At 70.7% G+C, this 13172-nt stretch carries 13 protein-coding genes; 6 read left to right on the forward strand and 7 right to left on the reverse strand.

The window, feature by feature from the left end; all coding sequences use genetic code 11:
- Positions 1–9 precede the first annotated feature (9 nt).
- The 3 genes from MMSR116_RS12795 to MMSR116_RS12805 form a co-directional block, all read right to left on the reverse strand.
- A complete protein-coding gene (locus MMSR116_RS12795; RefSeq protein WP_010682753.1) occupies positions 10–321 on the reverse strand; it encodes a hypothetical protein in 312 nt (103 codons plus the stop codon).
- Between the two features lie 38 nt (positions 322–359).
- Positions 360–1034 carry a hypothetical protein gene (locus MMSR116_RS12800; protein ID WP_010682752.1) on the reverse strand — a complete coding sequence of 225 codons (675 nt, stop codon included), beginning with the start codon at positions 1032–1034 and terminating at the stop codon, positions 360–362.
- A 175-nt stretch (positions 1035–1209) separates the two neighbouring features.
- Positions 1210–1917, reverse strand: coding sequence for a class I SAM-dependent methyltransferase (locus tag MMSR116_RS12805; protein ID WP_010682751.1), 708 nt, complete (start codon positions 1915–1917; stop codon positions 1210–1212).
- A 1090-nt stretch (positions 1918–3007) separates the two neighbouring features.
- Here MMSR116_RS12805 and MMSR116_RS12810 point away from each other — a divergent pair.
- From MMSR116_RS12810 to MMSR116_RS12820, 3 genes are read left to right on the forward strand one after another with little or no spacing between them, the layout of a single operon-like run.
- On the forward strand, positions 3008–3805 hold the full coding sequence (locus tag MMSR116_RS12810) for a heme ABC transporter permease (protein ID WP_039892369.1): 798 nt from the start codon (positions 3008–3010) through the stop codon (positions 3803–3805).
- A 10-nt stretch (positions 3806–3815) separates the two neighbouring features.
- Entirely contained in the window at positions 3816–3959 is a 144-nt protein-coding gene (ccmD, locus tag MMSR116_RS12815) for a heme exporter protein CcmD (protein ID WP_010682748.1), read from the forward strand.
- Positions 3956–4570: a DsbE family thiol:disulfide interchange protein gene (locus MMSR116_RS12820; protein ID WP_010682747.1), complete on the forward strand. Its 615-nt coding sequence runs from the start codon at positions 3956–3958 to the stop codon at positions 4568–4570. Before ccmD ends, MMSR116_RS12820 begins: the two co-directional genes overlap by 4 nt.
- A 3-nt stretch (positions 4571–4573) precedes the next feature.
- On the opposite strand, the gene MMSR116_RS12825 is transcribed toward MMSR116_RS12820, so the two are convergent.
- Entirely contained in the window at positions 4574–5182 is a 609-nt protein-coding gene (locus tag MMSR116_RS12825) for a septation protein A (RefSeq protein ID WP_010682746.1), read from the reverse strand.
- Between the two features lie 126 nt (positions 5183–5308).
- Positions 5309–6649 (reverse strand): signal recognition particle-docking protein FtsY, encoded by a 1341-nt coding sequence (gene ftsY, locus MMSR116_RS12830; protein WP_010682745.1) that lies wholly within the window; start codon positions 6647–6649, stop codon positions 5309–5311.
- A gap of 57 nt (positions 6650–6706) precedes the next feature.
- On the opposite strand from ftsY, the gene MMSR116_RS12835 reads away from it, so the two are divergent.
- Positions 6707–7381: an RluA family pseudouridine synthase gene (locus MMSR116_RS12835; RefSeq protein ID WP_158168876.1), complete on the forward strand. Its 675-nt coding sequence runs from the start codon at positions 6707–6709 to the stop codon at positions 7379–7381.
- Between the two features lie 179 nt (positions 7382–7560).
- Here MMSR116_RS12835 and mtaB read toward each other — a convergent pair whose 3' ends face one another.
- Positions 7561–8787 (reverse strand): tRNA (N(6)-L-threonylcarbamoyladenosine(37)-C(2))-methylthiotransferase MtaB, encoded by a 1227-nt coding sequence (mtaB, locus tag MMSR116_RS12840; protein ID WP_010682743.1) that lies wholly within the window; start codon positions 8785–8787, stop codon positions 7561–7563.
- Positions 8787–9674, reverse strand: coding sequence for a diaminopimelate epimerase (gene dapF, locus MMSR116_RS12845; protein WP_010682742.1), 888 nt, complete (start codon positions 9672–9674; stop codon positions 8787–8789). The genes mtaB and dapF overlap by 1 nt, the downstream gene beginning before the upstream one ends.
- A 197-nt stretch (positions 9675–9871) precedes the next feature.
- On the opposite strand from dapF, the gene MMSR116_RS12850 reads away from it, so the two are divergent.
- Positions 9872–10612: a GyrI-like domain-containing protein gene (locus tag MMSR116_RS12850; RefSeq protein WP_010682741.1), complete on the forward strand. Its 741-nt coding sequence runs from the start codon at positions 9872–9874 to the stop codon at positions 10610–10612.
- Positions 10613–10996: 384 nt separating this feature from the next.
- A complete protein-coding gene (locus MMSR116_RS12855) occupies positions 10997–13132 on the forward strand; it encodes a S9 family peptidase (protein ID WP_051072123.1) in 2136 nt (711 codons plus the stop codon).
- Positions 13133–13172 lie beyond the last annotated feature (40 nt).

The following is a 13172-nucleotide window of genomic DNA, read 5'->3' on the forward strand; positions in this document are numbered from 1 at the left end:
TGGAACCCCTCACGCCGCGAGGGCGGTGGGCTGCGCGTCGCGGATGCCGAGGAAGCGCTCGACCTCGGGCAGGTCCGGGAAGGCGAGGAATTCCGGCCGCAACGGCTCGGGCAGACCCTCGAAGTTGAGCCCCGGGAACGCGTCGGGATGCGGATAGAGCTGCCAGGCCGCCCCGGGCTCGACCGGAGGGAACAGGATCGCCACCTTCTCGGATCCGAGGCGCACGATCCGGGTCGGGCTGTAGGACAGCGTCTCGATGCTCCAGCTCTGGTGGGAGTCCCGGCGGGCCTTCATGGTGCGGCGGCTCGTCGCGCGATGCATGGCGGTCTCCTGCGGTTGGGGTGAAGGTGTGCTGAGGGTCAGGCGGCGCTGCGGCGCCCGGCCCGCTTCGGCCAGCCGAGGGCCACAAGGCGTGCCTTGGCGTAGTCGCGAACCTCGTCGCGGGTGCCGGCCGGCATCGTCGCCAGGATCGCCTGGGTGGCACCGTCCAGCATCAGGTCGGTGACGGCGTTGATCGTCTCGGCCTCGTCGATGCGGCGCTTGAGATCGCCCTCGGCCTCGGTGACCTCGTCGAAGGCGGCCGGCTCCTCGAAATCCTCGTCCACGGCCCGGACGGGGATCTGGTGCGCGCGGAACTCGTCGGCTTCCTCCTCGCTGTAGACGAGGCCGTGCAGCTCGATGAGCTTGAGGATCACGCGGTCCTTTCCGCGCTTCTCGGCCATGGCGTAGACGTAAGCCGCCTGCTTGCCCGAGACGCGGTAGTTCACGTTGACCAGCGCCTCGCCGAGCGACCACTCGACACGTTCGGTGCCGGGCTTCGTCCCCGGCAGCCGGCCGGTCACCAGGATCACGGCCTCGTCCCGCTCGGCGCGGATGATGGTCGGCGGCTCGAACACGATCCCGGCCTGCGCGGCGATGCGCTCCAGGGTCTTGTGATAGATCACGGCCGTGCCCTGCACGCGCCAGACGTTGCCCCCGAAGGGCTCGCCGTAGCGGACGAGGATGTCGGCGATCTGCTTGTCGGCGGTTCGCATGCGGGGCTCGTACCGGCGGGAGGAGGCCGCGCCGTCCACAGCTTTGTTGGACGACGCGCTTTTGTTCTCTTTTTGTTCGTATCTATATGCGTAATCGGCCGGTCCTGCGCAAGGGGCGCGCTCGCTCCACATCCGACCGCGTCGCGCCGAGGCGGACGCCGTGGTCGGGCCGTCTTCAGCGGTTTTGCCATTCCATGACGTGGAAGTACGGGGCTCGAAAGTGCTGCCGAACCCGTTCGGGATCGCCGCCGGTTGGAAGCGGCTCGTCGAAGTGGATCAGGCGCAAGCCTGAGTTGAGCAGGGTTTTCATGTACGCGCTGAAGGGGCGGTGCCAATTCCGGATCGTGATTCCGCGCCAACTCACCCACTCGGAGCGCGCGAGCATGTAATTGTCGAGCACGAAAGAGCGGGATCCGTCGTCGCGCTCATGCCATTCACCCGCAGTGTTGAAGCTGTTGAGATTGGCGATCAGGAGAGAGCCGCCGGGCCGGAGCACGCGGGTCATCTCGGCGATGTCTGCTTCGAGACCGTCGATATCGATCAGCGTCAGATAACTCACGACGAGATCGAACGCGCCGTCCGCGAACGGAAGGGTTTCGGCCCTGGCGGCGAGGTAGGTGCCCGACGGATCGCGGGCGATCGCAGCGTCGCGCAGGGTGGGCGTCGGCTCGATACCGACCGACACGATACCTTCCGCCCGCAGCATCCGGCAGAACCGGCCTTCCCCGCATCCGATATCGAGAGCCCGGCCGAAAGATCGACTCCGAACCCGTTCAAGCATCGGCGTATCAAGTACGTATGTCCGGCCGTAATCGCCCTGCTCACCGATTTCCGAGATCCAGGCCGATGCGGATTTTTCCCATCCATTGTCTCGAGTCTGCATCGCTTTTGCTCCGCTCCGGCGAGTCGTGCGATACGGACCCTATGGGTGAGACGTGGACGCCCGAACAATACAGGGACGAGGCATGTGCGCCATCGTCCCCACCCGCCTTTCGGCGCCGGGGGCATGGCCCAGGAAGCAACACGCGGGACGCGGGACGCCGCGGGAACCCAGGTGTCGGCCAAAACGCGCGGGATCCGATCCCCGCGGCGCCCGCGGCAGCAACCGGGCATCGCCCCCGATCGCGGCCGTCTTTCTCGTCGCGGTGTCTTGCCGACGTCCCGGTCCTGCGCCTCGCTGCCGGCGGTCTCGGACGAGGTGCACGCACCTCCGGAACCCGCCCTTCAGCGCCGTGGCCTTCCAGCCGTCCCCCGCCTCGTAGTGGGCGGGTCCGCAGGGGGCTTCGGGCACGCCCAGAGGCGGGTCGGCGCGGGGGCATTTCCTCACCCCGCCGGGCCAAGGGCCGCCCGGTCTCACGCCCGCCTCCGAGACACGCCCCGTGCCGGTCCGCCGCCCGGGGCGATGGCGGCTGAGAGCCACCGACGCGGGCACCGCCCCGCCCGCGGACCCGCCCGGTCAGCCACCGGACGGGCCCCGCGAAGGACGCCACAGGATCGCTCCCGAAGCGCCACGGGCAGGTGCGGTCAGGAAGCACAAAATAGGAACATTGTCAAGATATGAGGCGCTTCGGGACGCGGAAGCTCGACCATCCGTGGGCGTCGATGGTCCCACGTCACTGTCGGGACGGCCATGAACGGCACCGCGGCTCCCCTCCCCCCTGTGCGGGGGGAGGGAGACGCGCGCATCCCGCTCCTTCTTCCTTAGAGAAGAGGATCGAGCGATCCGCCCGAATGTACTATGAAAATCATCCCGTGGGTCGCCCGTAGCCCGCAAGGGGGAGGAAGAGGCGCGCGCACGTCTTGGGGACTGGCGGCACGTCGGCGTCCGGTTTCATGTCCAGCCCATGCTCATCTTCGGCTGCAAAGGAAGGGCACGTTTCTGCGACCCCGACGGCTGCGCCGAGACCCCGCATTGTTGCTGCACCGCACCCTAGGGTAGACCCACGGTCACGATGTCCGAGACCGCAGCCGCGATGACGCCTTCCCTCTGGACCCGCCTGTCGAATCCTAGCCACTTCATGCGGTGGTCGGGCGCGCTCGTGCCATGGCTTGCCGCGCTCTCCTTGGTCGCCCTCGGTGTCGGGCTGTACCTGACCTTCTTCGTGGTGCCGCCCGATTACCAGCAGGGCGAGACCGTGCGGATCATGTACATCCACGTCCCGGCCGCGTGGCTCGGCGTGTTCTTCTACGGCGCCATGAGCCTGTCGGCGATCGGCACGCTGGTCTGGCGCCATCCGCTCGCCGACGTCGCGCAGCGCGCCGCCGCCCCAATCGGCGCGGCCTTCACGCTGATCTGCCTCGTGACCGGGTCCCTCTGGGGCAAGCCGATGTGGGGCACCTACTGGGTCTGGGACGCGCGCCTGACCTCCATGCTGATCCTGCTGCTGATCTACTGCGGCATCATCGCCCTGTGGCGGACCCTGGAGGATCCGAACCGCGCCGCGCGGGCGGTGGCGATCCTGACCCTCGTCGGTGCGGTGAACCTGCCGATCATCAAGTTCTCGGTGAACTGGTGGTCGACGCTCCACCAGCCCGCCTCGATCCTGCGCATGGGCGGCTCGACCATCGATCCCTCGATGCTCTACCCGCTGCTGCTGATGATCGGCGCGGCGACGCTCGGCGGGACGACGTTGCACCTCTACGCCATGCGCACCGAGATCATGCGCCGCCGGGTGCGGACGCTGACCATCCGCGAGGCCGAGCGCCTCGACCGCGCCCAGCCCCGCATCACCCCGACGCCGGCCGCGATGCCGGTCGGACAACCGGTCTAGGAACGCGGCGATGGATCTCGGCTCTCACGGCAGCTTCATCCTGGCCGCCTACGCCTTCACGGCTCTGGTCATGCTCGGCCTCGTCGGCAACGCGATCCGGGATCGGCGGGCGCAGGTCCGCGCGCTCAAGGGGTTCGGCGAGGAGCGGCGATGAACGCTCCCGTCGACGATGCGACCGGGCAGCCGCTGCCGGTCCGGCGCTCCCTCCTGCTGATCGTGCCGGCCCTCGCCTTCGCGGCCCTCGCAGCCGTGCTGTTCCTGCGTCTGCGCTCGGGCGCCGACCCGGCCGCCCTGCCCTCGGCGATGATCGGCAAGCCGGTGCCGAGCTTCACGCTTCCCGCCGTCCCGGGACTGACGGCAGCCGGCGCCCCCGTGCCGGGCCTGGCGAGCGCCGACATGAAGGGGCAGATCACGGTGCTCAACGTGTTCGCCTCGTGGTGCGCGCCCTGTCAGGTGGAGCACCCGATGCTGATGCGGCTCGCCAAGGAGCCGGGGATCCGGCTGGTCGGCATCGACTACAAGGAGCCGAACCCCGAGGCCGGCCAGCGCTTCCTCGCCCGGCACGGGGTGCCGTTCAGCGCGGTGGGGGCGGATGCCAGCGGTCGGGCGGCAATCGATTTCGGCGTCTACGGCGTGCCCGAGACCTTTATCATCGGGCCTGACGGCGTGATTCGCGACAAGCTCGTCGGCATCCTCACGCCCGAGAACTTCGCGAGCGTGCTCGCCCGCATCCGGGCGGCCGGCAAGGTCGCGGCGGCGCAGTAGCCTTTACGGCTGCGGCGCCTTGCGCTCGTACCGCGTCAGCAGCGGCGTCTGGGCAAGGGCGAACAGCACGGTGATCGGCATGATGCCAAACACCTTGAAGTTCACCCAGAAATCCTCCGTCTGGGTCCGCCACACCACCTCGTTGAGGGCGGCCAGGACGAAGAAGAACACGCCCCAGCGGAAGGTGAGCTTGCGCCAGCCCTCCTCGGTCAGGCTGAACATCGAGTCGAGCACCACCGACAGGAGCGAGCGCCCGAAGGCGAGGCCGCCGAGCAGCACGGTGCCGAACAGCGCGTTCACGATGGTCGGCTTGACCATGATGAAGGTCTTGTCCTGCAGCGCCAGGGTCAGGCCGCCGAACACCACCACCACCACGCCCGAGACGAGCGGCATGATCGGCAGGCGGCGGACCATCACGTAGTGGATCGTCAGGGCGACGACCGTCGCCGCGATGAACACGCCCGTGGCGACAAACAGCTTCTGGTCGGGCGCCACGCCGAACCGCTCGGAATAGGCGTTGCCGAGGAAGAACAGGACCAGCGGGCCGAGTTCCAGCGCCAGCTTCACGAGTGGCGGCAGGTGCCGTTGCGGGGGGACGGATTCGATCTGCATGCGCTGGCTCGGATGCGGCGCGCGCGATGGGCTGGCGGCGCCGGACTGGTTTCGTCGCGGTGTGTGTAACGCGGGGCGCGCGATGTCCATGACATCGCGCACCAAAGATCGGCGGGCGGCCGCGTCCTAATCCTTCTCCAGCCCGGCGATCGCCCGCGCAAAATCCCGGGCCGCGAAGGGCTCCAGATCCTCCACGCCTTCGCCGACGCCGATGAAATGCACCGGCAGGCCGAACTTCGCCGCCAGCGCCACCAGGATGCCGCCCCGGGCCGTCCCGTCGAGCTTGGTCATCACCAGTCCCGAGACCGGCGCGGCCTGGGCGAACAGCTCCACTTGGCTGAGCGCGTTCTGGCCGACCGTGGCGTCGAGAACCAGGAGGGTCGCGTGCGGCGCCTCCGGATCCTGCTTGCGCAGCACGCGGACGATCTTCTCCAGCTCGGCCATCAGGCCGGCCTTGTTCTGGAGGCGACCCGCGGTATCGATCAGCAGCACGTCGGTTCCGGCGGCGGCCGCCTGCTTCAACGCATCGAAGGCGAGGCCCGCCGCGTCAGCCCCCTGCGCGCCGCTCACCACCGGCGTGCCGGTGCGCGCGCCCCAGACCTTGAGCTGGTCGATCGCCGCCGCCCGGAACGTGTCGCCCGCCGCCAGCATCACGGTGCGCCCCTCCGCCCGCAGCTTCGAGGCCAGCTTGCCGAGCGTCGTGGTCTTGCCGGCGCCGTTCACTCCGACGGTGAGGATCACGTACGGCTTCCTGTTCGCGTCGATGGTGAGCGGCACCGCCACCGGCTCGAGCGCCCGCTCGACCTCCGCGGCGAGGATCGCCCGGACCTCGTCGGGGGAGATGCCCTTCTCGTAGCGGCCCTTGCCGACGGCTTCCGAAACCCGCATCGCGGTCTCCAGGCCGAAATCGGCCTGGATCAGCGCGTCCTCCAGATCTTCCAGGGTGGTGGCGTCGAGCTTGCGCTTGGTGAACAGGCCGGTGACCCGGTCGGAGAGCGCCGTCGAGGTCCGCTTCATCCCGGAGGTGAGGCGGCTCCACCAGCCCTTGGCCTCGGGCTCGCGGTCCGGTCCCGCGCCCGCGTCGTGGGCGAGGGCCGCGGCGCTGTCGACCGGCTGGATGTCGGGCATCGGCTCGACTGCCGGCTCCCGGTTCGCATCGCCCGTGTCGACGGGGTCGGCCCCGTGGGCCGGATCATCGCCGGCCGTTCCGGCGGGCGGCCGCTCGGGCTCGCCCTCGATCGGGAGCAGGTCCGCGCCCTCCACGACGTCGGCGACCGGCTCGGGCGCTTCCTCGGGCGGCAACGGGATGTGCTCCACGTCCTCCGCGCCGGTGGCGAAATCGGGCTCGCCCTCGGAGGGCGAGGCCGCCTCCGCGGGCAGCTCGGCCTCGGGCTTGTCCGCGGCCGTGTCCTGACCTTTGCGCCCGAACAGGCGTCCGAACCAGCCGGGCTTCTCCTCGCTCGCCATGACTTCGCGTCCTCGCCCCACCTTGCCCCGCCGACACCGACCCTCTAGCCGATCCGGATGCCCAACGCCTTCGACATAGGCGCGCGCCTCCTCTACCGCGATGCCCTGCTGCTCGTCATCGACAAGCCGGCGGGTTTGCCGGTCCATCCCGGGCCGCGCGGTGGCGAGACGCTCACCGACCACCTGGACGCCCTCCGGTTCGGCCTGCCCCGCCGCCCCGAGGCAGCCCACCGTCTCGACCGCGACACGTCGGGCTGCCTCGCGCTCGGCCGGCATGCCAAGGCCCTGGCGCGGCTCGGCAAGCTGTTCTCCGGCAGCGCCGTCGACAAGACCTACTGGGCCATCGTGGAGGGCGGCCCCGTCGATGAGGCCGGCCGCATCGACCTGCCGCTCGCCCGACGCTCGGACGATCCGCGCTCCTGGTGGATGAAGGCGGATCCGGCCGGCGATCCGGCGCTGACCCATTGGCGGGTGCTCGGGCGCACCGGGGGACGGACTTGGCTGGAGCTGAAGCCGGTCACCGGCCGCACCCACCAGCTCCGGGTCCACTGTGCCGCCTCCGGCTGGCCGATCCTCGGGGATGCGGTCTACGGCGGCGCGCCCCGCGGGAGCGCGCTGCACCTGCACGCGCGAGGCCTGTCGATCCCGCTCTACCCGAAGCGGGAGGCCATCGCGGTGACGGCGCCGCCCCCGCCGCATATCGACGAGGCCGTGGCGGCCATGCGCGCGTGAGCCTCGCGTCATCGCGCGCGCAGCGAGGCGACACAGGGCAGCGCGACGTCAAATGACGTTGCGCCGCTGGATTGCTTCGCCCCGCGCGCAGAGACGCCGACGGGCGTGACCAAAGCTGCGCGTGGACCGGACCTGCCCTTTTGGGGCCGGCACGGAGTGCGACCCGCCGTGACCGAGCGCTAAGCGCTGATCAGCCGCGCCCCATCGTGCCCCGCGATGGCGATGCTGTGGAACGTCCCGGGCGCCTTGTCGGCCGGCAGCCGCACCGCGGTGAAATCCGCGCTTCGCCCGACGCCGCCGCGCTCCGCCAGGACCGTCAGGCGGCGTCCGACCTGCGCGTCGAGGTGCCGCCGCAGGGCGTCGGCGCCCGCCTCGCGCAACCGCGCCGCCCGCGCGCGGATCGCCTCCGGGTCCACCGGCGGCATGCGGGCGGCGGGCGTCTCCGGGCGCGGCGAGTACGGGAAGACGTGCAGATGCGTCAGCCCGCATTCCGACACGAGGTCGAGGGAGCGGGCGAATTGCGCCTCCGTCTCGGTTGGGAAGCCCGCGATGAGGTCGGCCCCGAACACCATGTCGGGCCGCAGCCGTCGCACCGTCTCGCAGAAACGGATGGCGTCGGCGCGGAGATGCCGCCGCTTCATGCGCTTGAGGATGAGGTCGTCGCCGGCCTGCAGGGACAGGTGGAGATGCGGCATCAGCCGCTCCTCCTCCGCGATGGCCCTCAGGAGCGCGTCGTCGGCCTCGACGGAATCGATGGAGGACAAGCGCAGGCGTGCGAGGTCGGGCACCGACCGCAGGATTTCCCGAACCAAGCCCCCCAGGGACAGGGCAGGCGCCGGAAGGTCTCGGCCATAGGCCGTGAGGTCGACGCCCGTCAGCACCACCTCGCATCCCCCCTGCGCCACGACGCTCTCGACCTGCGCGATCACGTCGGACGCCGGCACCGAGCGCGAGGCGCCGCGCCCGAACGGGATGACACAGAAGGTGCAGCGGTGGTCGCAGCCGTTCTGCACGGGCACGAAGCTGCGGGTATGGCCGGTGATTGCGGTGGTCCGCGTCGGCTCGGCGTGGCGCGCCGCCATGACGGCGCCCGGTCCGGTCCCCGCCGCCGACCAGCCTTCGGGTCGGAGCTTCTCGGCGTTGCCGATGAGTCGCGCCACCTCGGGCATCGCCACGTAGGCCTCGGTCTCCACCTCGGCGCCGCAGCCGGTGACGACGATCTCGGCCCCCGGCCGCTCGCGCGCGATCCGGCGGATCGCCTTGCGGGCCTGCCGCCCGGCCTCGGCGGTCACCGCACAGGTGTTGACGACGACGCGATCCCGCCCGTCCGCGCCGGCATGGACCCGCAGCGCCTCGGACTCGACGGTGTTGAGGCGGCACCCGAAGGTAAGGGTCTCGACTGCCATCAGGCCGCGCCGGCGAACAGCTCCGGCGCCAGGGTCCCCTCGGCGACGAGCGCGACCGGGCCGGTCATCAGGACGTGATCGTCGGCCCGCCACTCGACGAAGAGCTCGCCGCCGGGCAGCGCGACGGTCGCCTGCCGGCCGATCATCTTGAGGCGCGCGGCGGCGACGACGGTGGCGCAGGCGGCGGTGCCGCAGGCGAGCGTGAGCCCGGCGCCGCGCTCCCAGACCCGCAGCTTGATCGCCTCCCGGCCCGTCACCTGCGCGACCGAGATGTTGGCGCGCTCCGGGAACAGCGGATGGTTCTCCAGCATCGGGCCGATCCGGGCGAGGTCGAAGGTGTCCGGATCCGGCTCGACGAAGAACACCGCGTGCGGATTGCCCATGTTCACGACGCCCGGCGAGTGCAGGACCGGATCGTCGATCGGGCCGATCTGAAGCTCGACCCGGCGCGTGTCCGGGAACGGCTCGGACAGGGGGATCTCGTCCCAGGCGAGCCGGGGCCGGCCCATGTCGACCGTGAAGGCCCGCTCCGAGACCCGGCGCACGCCGAGGAGGCCGGCTGCGGTCTCCAGGGTGAGCCGGCCGCCCTCGGCGGGCCGGGCCATGGCCGGATCGTCGAGCATCGCGTAGGCGACGCAGCGGGTGCCGTTGCCGCAGGCGCCGGATTCCGAGCCGTCGGTGTTGTAGATCCGCATGAACGCGTCCGTGCCGGAGCTCACGGGATCGTGCAGGACCATCAGCTGGTCGAAGGCCGAGCCGGGATCCTGCGCAATCGCCCGCGCCTCCTCCGGCTGAACCGTTGCGGGGGAGCCGCGCAGGTCCAAGACCACGATCGCGTTGCCGGCGCCGTGCATCTTCAGGAAGCGTCTGTGGGCGAGTGCGCTCATGCGGTCCCGCAATTCGAGAGGATCGGCCGGCTATATGGCAAAACCCTCCGCCCGGCGCGAGGGGAGACAGCGGCGTGGCAGATGCGCCGCACCCGCAGCTCTCATCCATGTTGGTCTCGCGGGCCGTCCCGTTCGCCATTAGGTTACGGGGCGAGAGCCCGCGCAATCACCCGCGGGCCTCGACCGGAGCGCCCACCGTGATCCGCCTTCGACCGCTCGTCACCCTCTCGGCCGCTCTCGCGCTCGCCTCCGGCGCGCCCGTCGCCGCGCAGCAGGCTGCCCCGCCGCCCTCCACGGCCCCCGCACCGGCGCAGACCGATCCGCTGCCGACCACGACGGCACCGAACCCGGCGCCCGATCCGGGCAAGAGCCCGGCGCCGGCGCCTGAGCAATCGGTGGCGCCACCGCCCGCCGGTCAGGCCGCAGTGGGCTCGCCCGCGCGGCCGACCCTCATCGACAAGGCGGGCGAAGCCGGCGACGTCGACGAGGTCACGCTGCCCGCCAAGCCGGCCGCCATCCTCTCGGGCAAGACCAAGTGGGAGGAGGCCGTGTCGAACCTGAAGCAGGCCTTCGCGCGGATCGAGGGCGACCTCGCCAAGATCGGCGTCGCGCCCGCCGGCCGGCCGCTCGCGGTCTTCACCCGCACCGACGATGACGGCTTCGAGTTCGAGGCGATGATCCCGGTCGCGTCCGCTCCGAGCCCAGCGCCGGCGGAGGGCGACGGCCTGCGCTTCGGCACGACGCCCTCCGGCAAGGCCCTGCGCTTCGCCCACAAGGGCTCCTACGAATCGATCGACGGCACCTACGAGACGCTGACCGCCTATCTCGATGCCAAGGACATCGTCGTGCAGGACCGGTTCGTCGAGGAATACGCCACCGACCTCAAGGACAGCACCGACGACAATCTGGACGTGAACATCTACGCCTTGGTGAAATGAAGCAGGCGCTCTGAGCCGCGACCCGTTCAAGTTGCTTTAGCCGGATGCCGGGATCGCCATTGACGGCCCTCACTTACTGAGAATGCAGCGCAAGTCCCTCCCCCTCGCGGGGAGGGGTAGGGGTGGGGGTGGTGCAGAAGGCACCACCACGCTTGATCCTGCACCACCCCCACCTCCAACTCCTCCCCACAAGGGGGAGGAGAGCGTCTGTGCTCATGTGCGGGCATCCCCGAACACCCCAAAGATTTGCATCTGAAACCTCGGCTGGGAGTGCCCCGTCGTGGGGCCCTCGGGTCCCAGCCCTGCGCCGACCCGTCTTGCATCCCGGCGCCCGGCGGGACACATGCCCAGACCCGCATGCGACGGGATCCGACGGGAGACACGATGACGGAGATCGGCCACGGCCTGCTCGCCCACCGCACCGGAGCGCCGGTCGCCGAGGCCCGGCCGCGCAGCTTCAGCGTCCACGGGCAGGAAATCACCGACCCATACGCCTGGCTGAAGGCCGAGAACTGGCAGACGGTCCTCAAGGATCCGGCAGCCCTACCGGACGACATCGCCGCCTACCTCAAGGCCGAGAACGCCTTCGCCGAAGAGGCGCTCGCCGGGACCGCGGAGCTGCGCCAGCGGCTCGTCGCCGAGATGCGCGGGCGGATCCAGGAGGACGAGAGCGGCGTCCCCGAACCGGACGGGCCCTTCGCGTATTACACGCGCCACCGGGAAGGCGGTCAGCACCCGCTGATCTGCCGCAGGCCTGCGACCTCGCCCGACGTGCCCGAATCCGTTCCGGACCCGGACGAGACCATCCTGATCGACGGCGATCGCGAGGGTGAGGGCCTGCCGTTCTTCGAGATCGCCGCCGCGGTGCATTCCGACGACCACACGCGGCTCGCCTGGAGCGCCGACACCAAGGGCTCGGAACTCTACACGATCCGGGTCCGCGACATCGCCACCGGCCTCGACCGCGACGACCGGGTCGAGGCGACCTCCGGCGAGGCGGTCTGGGCAGCGGACGGCGAGAGCTTCTGGTACGTGGCGGTCGACGCCAATCACCGCCCCGCCAAGGTGATGCGCCACCGCCTCGGCAACGCGCAGAGCGCGGACGAGACGGTCTACACGGAGGCCGACGCAGGCTACTTCGTCCATATCGGCAAGACCCAGTCCGGGACCTTCCTCGACGTGACGGCGAGCGACCACGAGACCTCCGAGGTCCGGCTGCTCGACCGGCACGCGGAGGACGCCGCGCTGCGCCTGGTCCACCCCCGCGAGCCGCTGCTGATCTACGGGGTGGAGCACCGCGGCGACCGGCTCTTCATCCGCACCAACGCGGACGGGGCCGAGGACTTCAAGATCGTCACCGCGCCCGTCGACGATCCCGGCCGGGCCAACTGGACCGACCTCGTGCCGCACCGGCCGGGGGTGATGGTCCGCCATCTCCACCTGCTGGCCGGCCACCTGATCCGCCTGGAGATCGAGAACGCGCGGCCGCGGATCGTCGTGCGCGACCTCGCCGACGGGGCCGAGCACACGGTCGCTTTCGACGAGGAGGCTTACTCCCTCGGCCTGCGCGCCGGGCTCGCCTTCGACACGGCCGCGATCCGCTTCGTCTACGCCTCGATGACGACGCCGTCCGAGACCTGGGACTACGATTGCGCGACCCGCACCCGCGTCCTGCGCAAGCGGCAGGCGGTGCCGAGCGGGCACGATCCGGCCGCCTACGTGACCCGGCGGCTCTTCGCCACCGCGCCGGACGGCGAGCAGGTCCCGATCTCGCTGCTCCACCGGCGGGGCCTGACGCTCGACGGCAGCGCGCCGCTCCTTCTCTACGGCTACGGCTCCTACGGCACTCTGATGCCGGCCGGCTTCCGCACGAACCTCCTGAGCCTCGTGGACCGCGGGTTCGTCTACGCCATCGCGCATATCCGCGGCGGCACCGAGAAGGGCTGGCGCTGGTACCTCGACGGCAAGCGCGAGAAGAAGCCCAACACCTTCACGGACTTCATCGCCTGCGCCCACGCGCTGATCGCGCAGGGCTACACGGCCGAGAAGCGCATCGTCGCTCACGGGGGCTCGGCGGGCGGCATGCTGATGGGGGCGGTGGCCAACTTGGCGCCGGACCTCTTCGCCGGCATCGTCGCCGACGTGCCCTTCGTCGACGTGCTCAACACCATGCTCGACGCGGAGCTGCCGCTGACCCCGCCGGAATGGCCCGAATGGGGCAACCCGGCCGAGAGCGAGACCGCCTTCCGGACCATCCTGTCGTACTCGCCCTACGACAACGTCGCCGCCAAGGCGTATCCGGCGATCCTGGCGCTCGGCGGCCTCACCGATCCGCGGGTCACCTACTGGGAGCCGGCCAAGTGGGTTGCGCGGCTGCGCGCCACCATGACGGGCGGCGGGCCGGTCCTCCTGCGGATCAACATGGAGGCCGGCCACGGCGGCGCCGCCGGACGGTTCGACCGCCTGGAGGAGGTGGCGCTGATCTACGCCTTCGCGCTCGCGGTGGTGGGTAAGGCGTAGGCTCGGCGGCGCGACGGGCCGGGACTGGCCCGACGCGCAG

Origin of the sequence: Methylobacterium mesophilicum SR1.6/6 (assembly GCF_000364445.2) — a bacterium.
Taxonomy (GTDB): domain Bacteria; phylum Pseudomonadota; class Alphaproteobacteria; order Rhizobiales; family Beijerinckiaceae; genus Methylobacterium; species Methylobacterium mesophilicum_A.

Excerpts from the sequence above, each read along its gene's own strand:
- ftsY (WP_010682745.1), bottom strand. The coding sequence starts at position 6,649 with ATGGCGAGCGAGGAGAAGCCCGGCTGGTTCGGACGCCTGTTCGGGCGC.
- mtaB (WP_010682743.1), bottom strand. The coding sequence starts at position 8,787 with ATGGCAGTCGAGACCCTTACCTTCGGGTGCCGCCTCAACACCGTCGAG.
- MMSR116_RS12855 (WP_051072123.1), top strand. The coding sequence starts at position 10,997 with ATGACGGAGATCGGCCACGGCCTGCTCGCCCACCGCACCGGAGCGCCG.
- dapF (WP_010682742.1), bottom strand. The coding sequence starts at position 9,674 with ATGAGCGCACTCGCCCACAGACGCTTCCTGAAGATGCACGGCGCCGGC.
- MMSR116_RS12820 (WP_010682747.1), top strand. The coding sequence starts at position 3,956 with ATGAACGCTCCCGTCGACGATGCGACCGGGCAGCCGCTGCCGGTCCGG.
- MMSR116_RS12800 (WP_010682752.1), bottom strand. The coding sequence starts at position 1,034 with ATGCGAACCGCCGACAAGCAGATCGCCGACATCCTCGTCCGCTACGGC.
- MMSR116_RS12805 (WP_010682751.1), bottom strand. The coding sequence starts at position 1,917 with ATGCAGACTCGAGACAATGGATGGGAAAAATCCGCATCGGCCTGGATC.
- MMSR116_RS12795 (WP_010682753.1), bottom strand. The coding sequence starts at position 321 with ATGCATCGCGCGACGAGCCGCCGCACCATGAAGGCCCGCCGGGACTCC.
- MMSR116_RS12825 (WP_010682746.1), bottom strand. The coding sequence starts at position 5,182 with ATGCAGATCGAATCCGTCCCCCCGCAACGGCACCTGCCGCCACTCGTG.
- MMSR116_RS12810 (WP_039892369.1), top strand. The coding sequence starts at position 3,008 with ATGACGCCTTCCCTCTGGACCCGCCTGTCGAATCCTAGCCACTTCATG.
- MMSR116_RS12835 (WP_158168876.1), top strand. The coding sequence starts at position 6,707 with ATGCCCAACGCCTTCGACATAGGCGCGCGCCTCCTCTACCGCGATGCC.
- ccmD (WP_010682748.1), top strand. The coding sequence starts at position 3,816 with ATGGATCTCGGCTCTCACGGCAGCTTCATCCTGGCCGCCTACGCCTTC.